Origin of the sequence: Pseudomonas poae RE*1-1-14, assembly GCF_000336465.1 — a bacterium.
Classification (GTDB): domain Bacteria; phylum Pseudomonadota; class Gammaproteobacteria; order Pseudomonadales; family Pseudomonadaceae; genus Aquipseudomonas; species Aquipseudomonas poae.
On sequence record NC_020209.1, the window covers coordinates 136,178 to 149,561 of the forward strand.

The 13,384-nt window shown below is 61.0% G+C and carries 10 protein-coding genes and 1 pseudogene; 7 read left to right on the forward strand and 4 right to left on the reverse strand.

What is annotated here, in order from left to right; genetic code table 11:
- Positions 1-40: 40 nt before the first annotated feature.
- Entirely contained in the window at positions 41-958 is a 918-nt protein-coding gene (cysD, locus tag H045_RS00625; RefSeq protein WP_015371133.1) for a sulfate adenylyltransferase subunit CysD, read from the forward strand.
- Between the two features lie 9 nt (positions 959-967).
- Entirely contained in the window at positions 968-2,866 is a 1,899-nt protein-coding gene (cysN, locus tag H045_RS00630; protein ID WP_004372409.1) for a sulfate adenylyltransferase subunit CysN, read from the forward strand.
- Between the two features lie 99 nt (positions 2,867-2,965).
- Here cysN and H045_RS00635 read toward each other — a convergent pair whose 3' ends face one another.
- From H045_RS00635 to H045_RS25400, 3 genes and pseudogenes are all read right to left on the reverse strand, one after another.
- Positions 2,966-3,865, reverse strand: coding sequence for an acyltransferase (locus H045_RS00635; protein WP_004372406.1), 900 nt, complete (start codon positions 3,863-3,865; stop codon positions 2,966-2,968).
- Positions 3,866-5,965 carry a phosphate acetyltransferase gene (pta, locus tag H045_RS00640; protein WP_015371134.1) on the reverse strand — a complete coding sequence of 700 codons (2,100 nt, stop codon included), beginning with the start codon at positions 5,963-5,965 and terminating at the stop codon, positions 3,866-3,868.
- A 77-nt stretch (positions 5,966-6,042) separates the two neighbouring features.
- Positions 6,043-6,171: pseudogene (locus H045_RS25400) on the reverse strand (DUF3565 domain-containing protein); the annotation flags it as partial.
- On the opposite strand from H045_RS25400, the gene H045_RS00645 reads away from it, so the two are divergent.
- Positions 6,140-6,625 (forward strand): FKBP-type peptidyl-prolyl cis-trans isomerase, encoded by a 486-nt coding sequence (locus H045_RS00645; protein WP_004372402.1) that lies wholly within the window; start codon positions 6,140-6,142, stop codon positions 6,623-6,625. The pseudogene H045_RS25400 and the gene H045_RS00645 overlap by 32 nt on opposite strands.
- 277 nt (positions 6,626-6,902) lie before the next feature.
- Here the strand turns inward: H045_RS00645 and rpsT are convergent, their stop codons facing one another.
- A complete protein-coding gene (gene rpsT, locus H045_RS00650; protein WP_003188401.1) occupies positions 6,903-7,181 on the reverse strand; it encodes a 30S ribosomal protein S20 in 279 nt (92 codons plus the stop codon).
- A 253-nt stretch (positions 7,182-7,434) separates the two neighbouring features.
- Here rpsT and murJ point away from each other — a divergent pair, with 253 nt between their 5' ends.
- From murJ to lspA, 4 genes are all read left to right on the forward strand, one after another.
- A complete protein-coding gene (gene murJ / locus H045_RS00655; protein ID WP_004372398.1) occupies positions 7,435-8,973 on the forward strand; it encodes a murein biosynthesis integral membrane protein MurJ in 1,539 nt (512 codons plus the stop codon).
- Between the two features lie 119 nt (positions 8,974-9,092).
- Entirely contained in the window at positions 9,093-10,031 is a 939-nt protein-coding gene (ribF, locus tag H045_RS00660; protein ID WP_004372396.1) for a bifunctional riboflavin kinase/FAD synthetase, read from the forward strand.
- 14 nt (positions 10,032-10,045) lie between these two features.
- Positions 10,046-12,877, forward strand: coding sequence for an isoleucine--tRNA ligase (ileS, locus tag H045_RS00665; protein WP_015371135.1), 2,832 nt, complete (start codon positions 10,046-10,048; stop codon positions 12,875-12,877).
- Entirely contained in the window at positions 12,870-13,382 is a 513-nt protein-coding gene (gene lspA / locus H045_RS00670; protein WP_015371136.1) for a signal peptidase II, read from the forward strand. Before ileS ends, lspA begins: the two co-directional genes overlap by 8 nt.
- Positions 13,383-13,384 lie beyond the last annotated feature (2 nt).

A 13,384-nucleotide genomic window follows, 5' to 3' on the forward strand; every position in this document is an offset into this window, starting at 1 on the left:
CCCGCTGGCCGTCCACAAGATCGTTTTTCCGTGAGTAACCATGGTCGACAAACTGACGCATCTGAAACAGCTGGAGGCGGAAAGCATCCACATCATCCGCGAGGTCGCCGCCGAGTTCGACAACCCGGTGATGCTCTACTCGATCGGTAAAGACTCTGCCGTGATGCTGCATCTGGCACGCAAGGCGTTCTTTCCGGGCAAACTGCCGTTTCCGGTAATGCACGTCGACACCCGCTGGAAATTCCAGGAGATGTACACATTCCGCGACCAGATGGTCGAAGAACTGGGCCTGGACCTGATCACCCACATCAACCCGGACGGCGTGGCGCAGGGCATCAACCCCTTCACCCACGGCAGCGCCAAGCACACCGACATCATGAAGACCGAGGGCCTCAAGCAGGCCTTGGACAAGCATGGTTTTGACGCAGCCTTCGGCGGTGCCCGTCGCGACGAAGAGAAATCCCGTGCCAAAGAGCGCGTGTACTCGTTCCGCGACAGCAAGCACCGCTGGGACCCGAAAAACCAGCGCCCCGAGCTGTGGAACGTCTACAACGGCAACGTCAACAAGGGGGAGTCGATCCGTGTGTTCCCGCTCTCCAACTGGACCGAGCTGGATATCTGGCAGTACATCTACCTGGAAGGCATCCCGATCGTGCCGCTGTACTTCGCCGCCGAGCGTGACGTGATCGAGAAGAACGGCACGTTGATCATGATCGACGACGACCGCATCCTCGAACACCTGTCCGACGAAGACAAAGCCCGCATCGTCAAAAAGAAAGTGCGTTTCCGCACCCTTGGCTGCTACCCGTTGACGGGCGCGGTAGAGTCCGAAGCCGAGACGCTGACGGACATCATTCAGGAAATGCTCCTGACGCGAACTTCCGAGCGCCAGGGCCGGGTCATCGACCATGATGGCGCCGGCTCCATGGAAGATAAAAAACGTCAAGGTTATTTCTAAGGGGCTGTCATGTCGCATCAATCTGATTTGATCAGCGAGGACATCCTCGCCTACCTGGGCCAGCACGAGCGCAAAGAGATGTTGCGCTTCCTGACCTGCGGCAACGTCGACGACGGCAAGAGCACCCTGATCGGGCGCCTGCTGCACGACTCCAAGATGATCTATGAAGATCACCTGGAAGCCATCACCCGCGACTCGAAAAAGTCCGGCACCACTGGCGATGACATCGACCTGGCCTTGCTGGTCGATGGCTTGCAGGCCGAGCGTGAGCAGGGCATCACCATCGATGTGGCCTACCGCTATTTCTCCACCGCCAAACGCAAATTCATCATCGCCGACACCCCCGGCCATGAGCAGTACACCCGCAACATGGCCACCGGTGCTTCCACCTGTGACCTGGCGATCATCCTGATCGACGCCCGCTACGGCGTGCAGACCCAGACCCGTCGCCACAGCTTCATCGCCTCGTTGCTGGGCATCAAACACATCGTGGTGGCCGTCAACAAGATGGACATCAATGGCTTCGACCAAAGCGTATTCGAGCAGATCAAGGCCGATTACCTGAAGTTCGCCGACGGTATCGCCTTCAAACCCAGCACCTTGGCGTTTGTGCCGATGTCGGCGCTCAAGGGTGACAACGTGGTGAACAAGAGCGAGCGTTCGCCCTGGTACACCGGGCAGTCGCTGATGGAGATTCTCGAAACCGTCGAGATTGCCAACGACCGCAACTACACCGACCTGCGTTTCCCGGTGCAGTACGTCAACCGTCCGAACCTGAACTTCCGTGGCTTCGCCGGCACCTTGGCCAGCGGCATCGTGCACAAGGGCGACGAGATCGTGGTGCTGCCGTCGGGCAAGAGCAGCCGCGTCAAATCCATCGTCACCTTCGAGGGTGAGCTGGAGCAGGCAGGCCCCGGCCAGGCCGTGACGTTGACCATGGAAGACGAAATCGATATCTCCCGTGGCGACCTGCTGGTACACGCCGGCAACGTGCCGCAAGTGACCGACGCCTTTGACGCCATGCTGGTGTGGATGGCCGAAGAACCGATGCTGCCGGGCAAGAAATACGACATCAAGCGCGCCACCAGCTATGTGCCGGGTTCCATCACCAGCATCGTGCACCGTGTGGACGTGAACACCCTGGCCGAAGGCCCGGCCAGTTCCCTGCAGTTGAATGAGATCGGTCGGGTCAAGGTGAGCCTCGACGCGGCCATCGCCCTGGACGGTTACGACAGCAACCGCACCACCGGCGCGTTTATCGTCATCGACCGCTTGACCAACGGCACCGTGGCGGCAGGCATGATCATCGCGCCGCCGGTCGGTCATGGCGGCGCAGCACAACACGGCAGCCTCGCCCACGTGGCCACTGAAGAACGCGCCCAGCGCTTCGGTCAGCGGCCGGCCACCGTGTTGTTCAGCGGTCTCTCCGGTGCCGGCAAGAGCACGTTGGCCTATGCGGTTGAGCGCAAGCTGTTCGACATGGGCCGTGCGGTGTTCGTGCTGGATGGCCAGAACCTGCGTCACGACCTGAACAAGGGCTTGCCGCAGGACCGCGCCGGTCGCACCGAAAACTGGCGCCGTGCCGCCCACGTGGCACGCCAGTTCAACGAAGCCGGCCTGCTGACGCTGGCGGCATTCGTTGCGCCGGATGCCGAAGGCCGCGAACAGGCCAAGGCGCTGATCGGCAGTGATCGCTTGCTGACCGTGTATGTGCAGGCCTCGCCGCTGGTATGCGCCGAGCGTGACCCGCAAGGTTTGTACGCGGCAGGCGGGGATAACATCCCCGGCGAGTCCTTCCCGTATGACGTTCCTTTGAATGCCGACCTGGTGATCGACACTCAGGCGGTGTCGCTGGAAGACAGCGTCAAGCAAGTGCTGGAACTGTTGCGCCAGCGCGGCGCGATCTAAAAAATGTGGGAGGGGGCTTGCTTCCGATGGCGGTGTGTCAGGCAGTACATCTGTCACTGATCCACTGCTATCGGGAGCAAGCCCCCTCCCACATGTTGGTCATCTTTTAGCTGGGAAATCGGTGTGCAGCTTGTCCAACAGTGCATCCTTGTCTTCCCACAACCGATTGATCCAGCCCTGGAACGCCAACCGATATTCCCCATCCTGTTCGTAATTCTTGCCAATGAACTCAGGGGGGATCTGCACTTCTTCAAAGTGCACAACCACATCCTTCACATTCCCGCACAACAAATCCCAATACCCCGGACGCCCGCCAGGGTAGTGAATGGTCACATTAACCAGTGACTTGAGCTGCTCACCCATCGCATCCAGCACAAACGCAATCCCGCCAGCCTTGGGCTTGAGCAAATAGCGAAACGGCGATTTTTGCTGGGCATGCTTGCCCGGCGTAAACCGCGTGCCTTCGGCAAAGTTGAAGATCCCCACCGGGTTGCTGCGAAACTTCGCACAGGTCCTGCGGGTGGTTTCCAGGTCCTTGCCTTTCTTCTCCGGGTGCTTCTCCAGGTACGCCTTGGTGTAGCGCTTCATGAACGGAAAGCCCAGCGCCCACCAGGCCAGACCAATCACCGGGACCCAGATCAGTTCCTGCTTGAGGAAGAACTTCAGTGGGCGGATCCGCCGATTCAACACAAATTGCAGCACCATGATGTCGACCCAGCTTTGGTGGTTGCTGGTCACCAGATATGAGTGCTGGTAGTCCAGGCCTTCAAGGCCGCTCAGGTGCCAGCGTGTGCGGCGCACCAGGTTCATCCAGCCTTTGTTGTTGGTCACCCAGGCTTCATGTGTGTGGTTCATCAGCCATTCGCTGAAACGCTTGGCGAAGGGCAACGCCTTGAACAGCGCGACGATAAACAGGAACGAACACAACAGGATCGTATTCAACGCCAGCAGCAGGGAAGCAATCACCCCGCGTACGGCAGCAGGCAGAAAATCCAGCATTCAGATATCCATAGGTCGGTTGGCGGCTTGGATCGCAGTGAGTGCGATGGTGTACACGATATCGTCCACCTGCGCGCCGCGCGGCAGGTCGTTGACCGGTTTGCGCAGGCCCTGAAGCATCGGCCCCAGGCTCACACAATCGGCGCTGCGTTGCACGGCCTTGTGAGTGGTGTTACCGGTATTCAGATCGGGGAACACGAACACCGTGGCCTTGCCGGCCACCAGGCTGTTGGGTGCCAGTTGCCGGGCCACGGCTTCGTTGGCGGCGGCGTCGTATTGCAGCGGGCCATCGATCAGCAGCGCGCTTTGCTGCTCGTGGGCGAGCAGGGTGGCTTCGCGGACCTTCTCCACTTCCTCGCCGCTGGCCGAGTCGCCGCTGGAGTAGCTGATCATCGCCACGCGCGGCGTGATGCCGAACGCGGCCGCCGAATCGGCGCTTTGCAGGGCGATTTCCGCCAGTTCGGCGGCGCTCGGGTGCGGGTTCATCACGCAGTCGCCGTACACCAGCACCTGCTCGGGGAACAGCATGAAGAACACCGACGACACCAAGGTGCAGCCTGGCGCGGTCTTGATCAGTTGCAGGGCAGGGCGGATGGTGTTGGCGGTGGAATGAATCACGCCGGAAACCAGACCGTCGACTTCATCCAGTGCGAGCATCATGGTGGCGATCACCACCGTGTCTTCCAGTTGCTGCTCGGCCATCGGTGCGTTGAGGCTCTTGCTCTTGCGCAGCGCCACCATCGGCTCGACATACCGTTGGCGAATCAGGTCCGGGTCGAGAATCTCCAGGCCGGCGGGCAGTTCGATGCCCTGGGCGCGGGCCACCGCTTCCACATCCGCGGGTTTGGCCAGCAATACGCAGCGGGCGATGCCTCGCGCCTGGCAAATGGCGGCGGCCTGCACGGTCAGTGGCTCGCTGCCTTCGGGCAATACGATGCGTTTGTTGGCGGCCTGGGCACGCTGGATCAACTGATAGCGGAACACCGCCGGCGACAGGCGCATCTCCCGCGGCGTGCCGCACCGCTGGTGCAGCCAGCGCGCGTCGAGGTGACTGGCGACGAAATCGGTGATGATCTCGGCGCGCTCGCGGTCATCGATGGGGATTTCCTTATTCAGGCTGTTGAGCTGGTTGGCCGTGTCGTAGGAGCCGGTGCTTACCGACAGCACCGGCAGCCCGGCCTGCAAGGCGCCCCGACACAAGTCCATGATGCGTGGGTCGGGCAGGGTGTCGCTGGTCAGCAGCAGGCCGGCCAGCGGCACGCCATTGATCGCGGCCAGGCTGACGGCGAGGATGATGTCGTCGCGATCACCGGGGGTTACCACCAGCACGCCGGGCTTGAGCAGCTCCACGGTGTTGCGCATGGTGCGGGCGCAGATGATGATCTTGGTCATGCGCCGGGTTTCGTAATCGCCCGCGTTGAGCACCTGCGCGCCCATCAGGTCGGCCACATCGCGGGTGCGCGGGGCGTTGAGCTCGGGTTGGTAGGGGATGCAGCCGAGCAGGCGGAAATCACCGCTGCGCAAGAGTGGCGAGTGTTCTTTAAGGCGCGCCGAGAAGGCCTCCATGCTCTCGTCGGTGCGCACCTTGTTGAGGATCACGCCGAGCACTTTCGGGTCTTTCGGCCCGCCAAACAGCTGGGCCTGCAATTCGACGCGGCCGGAGAGTTCGGTGAGCACTTCGTTTTCCGGCGCCGACACCAGGATCACTTCGGCATCCAGGCTCTTGGCCAGGTGCAGGTTGACCCGCGCCGCGTAACTGGCGCTGCGGGTCGGCACCATGCCTTCGACGATCAGCACGTCCTTGCCCACGGCGGCCTGTTGATAAAGCGTGATGATTTCTTCGAGCAGCTCATCCAGCTGACCGTCACCGAGCATGCGCTCCACATGGGCCAGGCCCAGCGGCTGCGGCGGTTTCAGTCCATGGGTACGGGCGACCAGCTCGGTGGAACGTTCCGGGCCGGTGTCGCCGGGGTGCGGCTGGGCGATCGGCTTGAAGAAGCCGACTTTGAGCCCGGCCCGCTCAAGCGTACGCACCAGCCCGAGGCTGATGGAGGTCAGACCCACACCAAAATCGGTGGGCGCGATAAAAAAAGTCTGCATGCGAATTCTCTGGAGGTGCATGGCTTGGGTGGCGCTCTATGCGTGAGCGTCTACCGTAAATCAGGTGCCAAGGTTATCGTTATTCGGTCCCGTCCGTCCGGGTTCTGTTCGCTTTCGGGCAAATCCTTGTTTAGACTTGTCCGTTCTTCATTCTTCTGCAAAAGGTCTCGCCCCATGCCGATCGCCGCCAACAAGGCTGTCTCCATTGACTATACCCTGACCAACGACGCTGGTGAGGTCATCGACAGCTCCGCCGGCGGCGCGCCGCTGGTCTACCTGCAAGGCGCAGGTAACATTATCCCGGGCCTGGAAAAGGCTCTGGAAGGCAAAGAGGTTGGTGATGAGCTGACCGTTGCCGTAGAACCTGAAGATGCCTACGGTGAGTACTCCGCCGAACTGGTCAGCACCTTGAGCCGCAGCATGTTCGAAGGTGTCGACGAGCTGGAAGTGGGCATGCAGTTCCACGCTTCCGCGCCGGACGGCCAGATGCAGATCGTCACTATCCGCGATCTGGATGGCGATGACGTTACTGTCGACGGCAACCACCCGCTGGCTGGCCAGCGTCTGAACTTCCAGGTGAAAATCGTGGCCATCCGCGACGCCTCCCAGGAAGAAGTGGCCCACGGCCACGTTCACGGTGAAGGCGGTCATCAGCACTGATTGATGCGTTAATCAGCTGGTAGCCAAAACGCCCCGACTGGTTCGGGGCGTTTTTTTTGTCCTGAGAATGTACGCGATCCAAATGTGGGAGCGGGCTTGCTCGCGAATGCAGTGGGTCAGTCGATACATGCATTAACTGATACACCGCGTTCGCGAGCAAGCCCGCTCCCACAAGGAAAACTGTGATCTATGGGCAAACAAAAATGCCCCGGACCTTTCGGTACGGGGCATTTTTTAACTGTTACGCAACTGACGTCGCGTTGGCAGTTGTTACCACTCAGGCTGCAGCAGGAACGCTCAGAGCCTTGATGTGGCCATTCAGGCGGCTCTTGTGGCGAGCGGCCTTGTTCTTGTGGATGATGCCTTTATCGGCCATACGGTCGATAACCGGCACAGCCAGAACGTAGGCTGCTTGAGCTTTTTCAGCGTCTTTGGTGTCGATGGCTTTAACTACATTCTTGATGTAGGTACGAACCATGGAACGCAGGCTGGCGTTGTGGCTGCGACGCTTCTCAGCCTGTTTTGCACGTTTTTTGGCGGAAGGTGTGTTGGCCACCGTCGAGCTCCTCGAAAGACTTTTTAGGAAATAGCAAACAAAATAGGCCGCGAATCATGCCGATGACTTGACGGGTTGTCAAGGGCGGCTGATGCGAACTGCTGAGTGGTCGATCTGAAGAGGCGGGTGATTTATTTCCGGCGCTTGACCTGTAAACTCGCGAGCTTTGGCGCTGTGCTGTTGCAGGCGCGCAGTATCGCATAAGTGGGCGCACAGTTCGCCTGCTCTTTATCCATAGGCGCAAACTCTTTCAATGAATCTGCTCAAATCGTTGGCTGCCGTCAGCTCTATCACGATGATCTCCCGGGTGCTGGGGTTCGTGCGCGATACCCTGCTGGCGCGCATTTTCGGCGCCAGCATGGCCACGGATGCGTTCTTCATCGCCTTTAAATTGCCCAACCTGCTGCGCAGGATCTTCGCCGAGGGGGCATTTTCCCAGGCGTTCGTGCCGATCCTGGCCGAATACAAGACCCAGCAGGGCGAGGAAGCGACCCGCACCTTTATTGCTTACGTCTCGGGTCTGCTGACCCTCGTCCTGATGCTGGTCACTGTCCTCGGCATGCTTGCCGCGCCCTGGGTGATCTGGGCCACGGCCCCCGGCTTTGCCAATACCCCGGAAAAATTTGCGCTGACCACCGATCTGCTGCGCGTGACCTTTCCTTATATATTGCTGATCTCCCTGTCGTCCCTGGCTGGCGCAATCCTCAATACCTGGAACCGTTTTTCGGTGCCGGCGTTCGTGCCGACCCTGCTCAACGTCAGCATGATTATTTTCGCGCTGTTCCTCACGCCTTACTTCGACCCGCCGGTCATGGCTCTCGGCTGGGCCGTCCTCGCAGGCGGCCTGGCGCAGCTGCTTTATCAACTGCCGCACCTGAAAAAAATCGGCATGCTCGTACTGCCGCGTCTCAACCTGAAAGACACCGGCGTCTGGCGCGTGATGCGCAATATGTTACCGGCGATCCTCGGCGTATCGGTCAGCCAGATCTCCCTGATCATCAATACTGCCTTCGCCTCGCTGCTGGTCTCTGGTTCCGTGTCGTGGATGTACTACGCCGACCGCCTGATGGAGCTGCCCTCCGGCGTACTCGGCGTGGCGCTGGGCACGATCCTGCTGCCAACCCTGGCGCGCACTTACGCGAGCAAGGACCGCCAGGAATACTCGCGCATTCTCGATTGGGGCCTGCGCCTGTGTTTCGTGCTGGTGCTGCCATGCTCACTGGCCCTCGGCATCCTGGCCGAGCCGCTGACAGTCTCACTGTTCCAGTACGGCCAATTCGACGCGCATGACGCCTTGATGACCCAGCGCGCACTCATCGCCTATTCTGTCGGCCTGCTCGGCATCATCGTGATCAAGGTGCTGGCGCCGGGCTTTTACGCCCAGCAGAACATCCGCACGCCGGTGAAAATCGCAATCTTCACGCTGGTCGTCACTCAACTGCTCAACCTGGTGTTCATCGGGCCGCTGGCCCATGCCGGCCTGGCCCTGGCCATCAGCGCAGGCGCCTGTATCAACGCGGGCCTGCTGTTCTACCAACTGCGCAAGCAGCAGATGTTCCAGCCGCAGCCGGGTTGGGGCCTGTTTGCGTTCAAGCTGCTGGTGGCGGTGGCGATGATGTCAGCGGTGCTGCTCGGGCTGATGCACTTCATGCCAGCGTGGGATCAGGGCTTCATGCTGGAGCGCTTCATGCGTCTTGGCGTGCTGGTGGTGGCCGGGGTGGTGGTGTACTTCGGGATGTTGCTGCTGCAGGGTTTCCGTCTGCGCGATTTCAATCGCAAGTCCCTGGGATAGAGAGTTTGTCGCGATAAAACAGCTGTTTTATCGATTCGATCCATTTGGCCTGCGCTGTTGCCTGTCGTCCGGGGCCGGGTGTGGTTATAATCGACCACTTTATGAGCAAGAAGCGCGTTATGCAGCTGGTTCGAGGTCTCCACAACCTGCGCCCCGAGCATCGGGGCTGCGTCGCCACTATTGGCAACTTTGACGGTGTTCACCGTGGTCACCAGGCTATCCTGGCCCGGCTGCGTGAGCGTGCTGTCGAGCTGGGCGTGCCCAGCTGCGTGGTGATTTTTGAACCACAGCCGCGCGAGTTCTTCAGCCCCGATACCGCGCCTGCGCGGCTTGCGCGTTTGCGCGACAAGCTGCAACTGCTGGCCGAAGAGGGCGTCGATCGAGTGCTGTGCCTGGCGTTCAACCAGCGCCTGCAAAGCCTCAGCGCCGCCGAGTTCGTCGACCGTATCCTGGTCGATGGCCTGGGCGTGCAGCACCTGGAGGTCGGCGACGATTTCCGTTTCGGCTGCGACCGCGTGGGCGATTTCGATTTCCTGCAACACGCCGGCGTCAACCAGGGATTCACCGTTGAAGCCGCGCAAACCGTCGAACTGGACGGCCTGCGCGTGAGCAGCACCCAGGTGCGTAATGCCTTGGCCGCTGCCGACTTCGCCCTTGCCGAGCGCTTGCTCGGTCGCCCGTTCCGCATTGCCGGGCGGGTACTGCACGGTCAGAAGCTGGCGCGCCAACTGGGCACGCCGACGGCCAACGTGCAACTCAAGCGCCGCCGTGTGCCGCTGACCGGGGTTTATCTGGTCAGCGTGGACATCGACGGCCAATCGTGGCCGGGAGTCGCCAACATAGGCGTCAGGCCCACGGTTGCAGGTGATGGCAAGGCCCACCTGGAAGTTCACCTGCTGGATTTTGCCGGCGATTTATACGACCGGCGTATTACGGTGGTTTTCCACCAGAAGCTGCGTGAAGAGCAGCGCTTCGCCTCGCTTGAGGCGTTGAAAACGGCGATCAATGCGGATGTCGCCGCCGCCCGTGCACTAGCCGCACCTAGCGCCCATCGCTAACCGAAGAGCCTTAAATGACCGACTATAAAGCCACGCTAAACCTTCCGGACACCGCCTTCCCAATGAAGGCCGGCCTGCCACAGCGCGAACCGCAGATTCTGCAGCGCTGGGACAGTATTGGCCTGTACGGTAAGTTGCGCGAAATTGGCAAGGATCGTCCGAAATTCGTGCTGCACGACGGCCCTCCTTATGCCAACGGCACGATTCACATCGGTCATGCGCTGAACAAGATTCTCAAGGACATGATCCTGCGCTCCAAAACCCTGTCGGGCTTCGATGCGCCGTATGTCCCGGGTTGGGACTGCCACGGGCTGCCGATCGAACACAAGGTCGAAGTGACCCACGGCAAGAACCTGGGCGCCGATAAAACCCGCGAGCTGTGCCGTGCCTACGCCGCCGAGCAGATCGAGGGGCAGAAGTCCGAATTCATCCGCCTGGGTGTGCTGGCCGAGTGGGACAACCCCTACAAGACCATGAATTTCAAGAACGAGGCCGGTGAAATCCGCGCCCTGGCCGAAATCGTCAAGGGCGGTTTCGTGTTCAAGGGCCTCAAGCCCGTGAACTGGTGCTTCGACTGCGGTTCGGCGCTGGCTGAGGCAGAAGTCGAATACGAAGACAAGAAGTCTTCGACCATCGATGTGGCCTTCCCGATCGCTGACGAAGCCAAACTGGCCCAGGCGTTCGGCCTGGCGAGCCTGAGCAAGCCGGCGGCCATCGTGATCTGGACCACCACCCCGTGGACCATCCCGGCCAACCAGGCGTTGAACGTGCACCCTGAATTCACCTATGCCCTGGTGGATGTGGGTGATCGCCTGCTGGTGCTGGCCGAAGAAATGGTCGAGGCGTGCCTGGCACGCTACGAACTGCAAGGTTCGGTCATCGCCACCACCACCGGCTCCGCACTGGAGCTGATCAATTTCCGTCATCCATTCTATGACCGCCTGTCGCCGGTGTATCTGGCCGAATATGTCGAGTTGGGTTCGGGTACGGGCGTGGTGCACTCCGCGCCGGCGTATGGCGTGGACGACTTCGTGACCTGCAAGGCCTATGGCATGGTCAACGACGAGATCCTCAACCCGGTGCAGAGCAACGGCGTCTATGCACCGTCTCTGGAGTTCTTCGGCGGCCAGTTCATCTTCAAGGCCAACGAACCGATCATCGAAAAACTGACGGAAGTCGGTGCGCTGCTGCACACCGAAACCATCAAGCACAGCTACATGCACTGCTGGCGCCACAAGACTCCGCTGATCTACCGCGCCACCGCGCAGTGGTTTATCGGCATGGATAAACAGCCCGCCAGCGGCGATACCCTGCGCAACCGCGCAATCAGCGCCATCGAAGACACCAAGTTCGTCCCGGCCTGGGGCCAGGCGCGTCTGCACTCGATGATCGCCAACCGTCCGGACTGGTGCATCTCCCGCCAGCGCAACTGGGGCGTGCCGATCCCGTTCTTCCTCAACAAGGAAAGCGGCGAACTGCACCCGCGCACTGTCGAATTGATGGAGGTCGTGGCCCAGCGCGTCGAGCAGGAAGGCATCGAAGCCTGGTTCAAGATGGACGCCGCCGAGCTGTTGGGCGACGAAGCGCCGCTGTACGACAAGATCAGCGACACCCTCGACGTGTGGTTCGACTCCGGCACCACCCACTGGCACGTGCTGCGCGGTTCCCACCCGATGGGCCACGAGACCGGCCCGCGGGCCGACCTGTACCTGGAAGGCTCGGACCAACACCGTGGCTGGTTCCACTCGTCATTGCTGACCGGCTGCGCCATCGACAACCACGCGCCGTACCGCGAACTGCTGACCCACGGTTTCACCGTCGACGAGACGGGCCGCAAGATGTCCAAGTCGCTCAAAAACGTGATCGAACCGAAAAAAATCAACGACACCCTGGGCGCCGACATCATGCGTCTGTGGGTAGCGTCGACCGATTACTCGGGCGAGATTGCTGTTTCCGAGCAGATCCTGGCGCGCAGCGCCGATGCCTACCGACGCATCCGCAATACCGCACGCTTCATGCTGTCGAACCTGACCGGCTTCAATCCGGCCACCGACCTGCTGCCGGCAGAAGACATGCTCGCCCTGGACCGTTGGGCTGTGGACCGTACCCTGTTGCTGCAGCGCGAGTTGCAGGAGCACTACGGCGAATACCGCTTCTGGAACGTCTACTCCAAGATCCACAACTTCTGCGTGCAGGAGCTGGGTGGTTTCTACCTCGACATCATCAAGGACCGCCAGTACACCACCGCTGCCAACAGCACGGCGCGCCGCTCTGCGCAGACCGCGCTGTACCACATCAGTGAAGCACTGGTGCGCTGGATCGCGCCGATCCTGGCGTTCACCGCAGACGAATTGTGGGAATACCTGCCGGGCGAGCGTAATGAGTCCGTGATGCTCAACACCTGGTACGAAGGCCTGACCGAACTGCCGGCCGACTTCGAACTGGGCCGCGAGTACTGGGAAGGCGTGATGGCCGTCAAGGTTGCGGTGAACAAGGAGCTGGAAGTCCAGCGTGCGGCCAAGGCCGTGGGTGGCAACCTGCAAGCCGAAGTCACCCTGTTTGCCGAGGAGGGCCTGACCGCCGACCTGAGCAAACTGAGCAACGAACTGCGCTTCGTGCTGATCACCTCCACCGCGAGCCTGGCACCGTATGCCCAGGCGCCGGCAGACGCGGTCGCCACCGAGGTGCCAGGCCTCAAGCTCAAAGTGGTCAAGTCGGCCTTCCCCAAGTGCGCCCGTTGCTGGCACTGCCGTGAAGATGTCGGCGTGAACCCTGAGCATCCGGAAATCTGTGGTCGTTGCGTCGACAACATCACCGGTAGCGGCGAGGTTCGCCACTATGCCTGAGGCCACTAGCCGTTTCGGACGCCTGGGCTGGCTCGTATTGAGCGTGCTGGTGCTGGTCATCGATCAGGTCAGCAAAGCTCATTTCGAAGGCGCCCTGGAAATGTTCCAGCAAATCGTGGTGATCCCGGATTACTTCAGCTGGACCCTGGCCTACAACACCGGCGCTGCCTTCAGCTTCCTGGCTGACGGCGGCGGCTGGCAGCGCTGGCTGTTTGCCGTGATCGCCGTGGTGGTCAGCGCGGTGCTGGTGGTATGGCTCAAGCGCCTGGGGCGCGATGACACCTGGCTCGCCATCGCTCTGGCGCTGGTGCTGGGCGGCGCGTTGGGCAACCTGTACGACCGCATTGCCCTGGGTCATGTGATCGACTTTATCCTGGTGCATTGGCAGAACCGTCACTATTTCCCGGCGTTCAACTTTGCAGACAGCGCCATCACCGTCGGTGCAATCATGCTTGCGCTGGACATGTTCAAAAGCAAGAAGACCGGAGCGTCCGCCAATGACTGATC

What these genes read in the sequence shown, in the direction of transcription:
- cysD (WP_015371133.1), top strand. Translation starts at nt 41, where the DNA reads ATGGTCGACAAACTGACGCATCTGAAACAGCTGGAGGCGGAAAGCATC.
- cysN (WP_004372409.1), top strand. Translation starts at nt 968, where the DNA reads ATGTCGCATCAATCTGATTTGATCAGCGAGGACATCCTCGCCTACCTG.
- H045_RS00635 (WP_004372406.1), bottom strand. Translation starts at nt 3,865, where the DNA reads ATGCTGGATTTTCTGCCTGCTGCCGTACGCGGGGTGATTGCTTCCCTG.
- pta (WP_015371134.1), bottom strand. Translation starts at nt 5,965, where the DNA reads ATGCAGACTTTTTTTATCGCGCCCACCGATTTTGGTGTGGGTCTGACC.
- H045_RS00645 (WP_004372402.1), top strand. Translation starts at nt 6,140, where the DNA reads ATGCCGATCGCCGCCAACAAGGCTGTCTCCATTGACTATACCCTGACC.
- murJ (WP_004372398.1), top strand. Translation starts at nt 7,435, where the DNA reads ATGAATCTGCTCAAATCGTTGGCTGCCGTCAGCTCTATCACGATGATC.
- ribF (WP_004372396.1), top strand. Translation starts at nt 9,093, where the DNA reads ATGCAGCTGGTTCGAGGTCTCCACAACCTGCGCCCCGAGCATCGGGGC.
- ileS (WP_015371135.1), top strand. Translation starts at nt 10,046, where the DNA reads ATGACCGACTATAAAGCCACGCTAAACCTTCCGGACACCGCCTTCCCA.
- lspA (WP_015371136.1), top strand. Translation starts at nt 12,870, where the DNA reads ATGCCTGAGGCCACTAGCCGTTTCGGACGCCTGGGCTGGCTCGTATTG.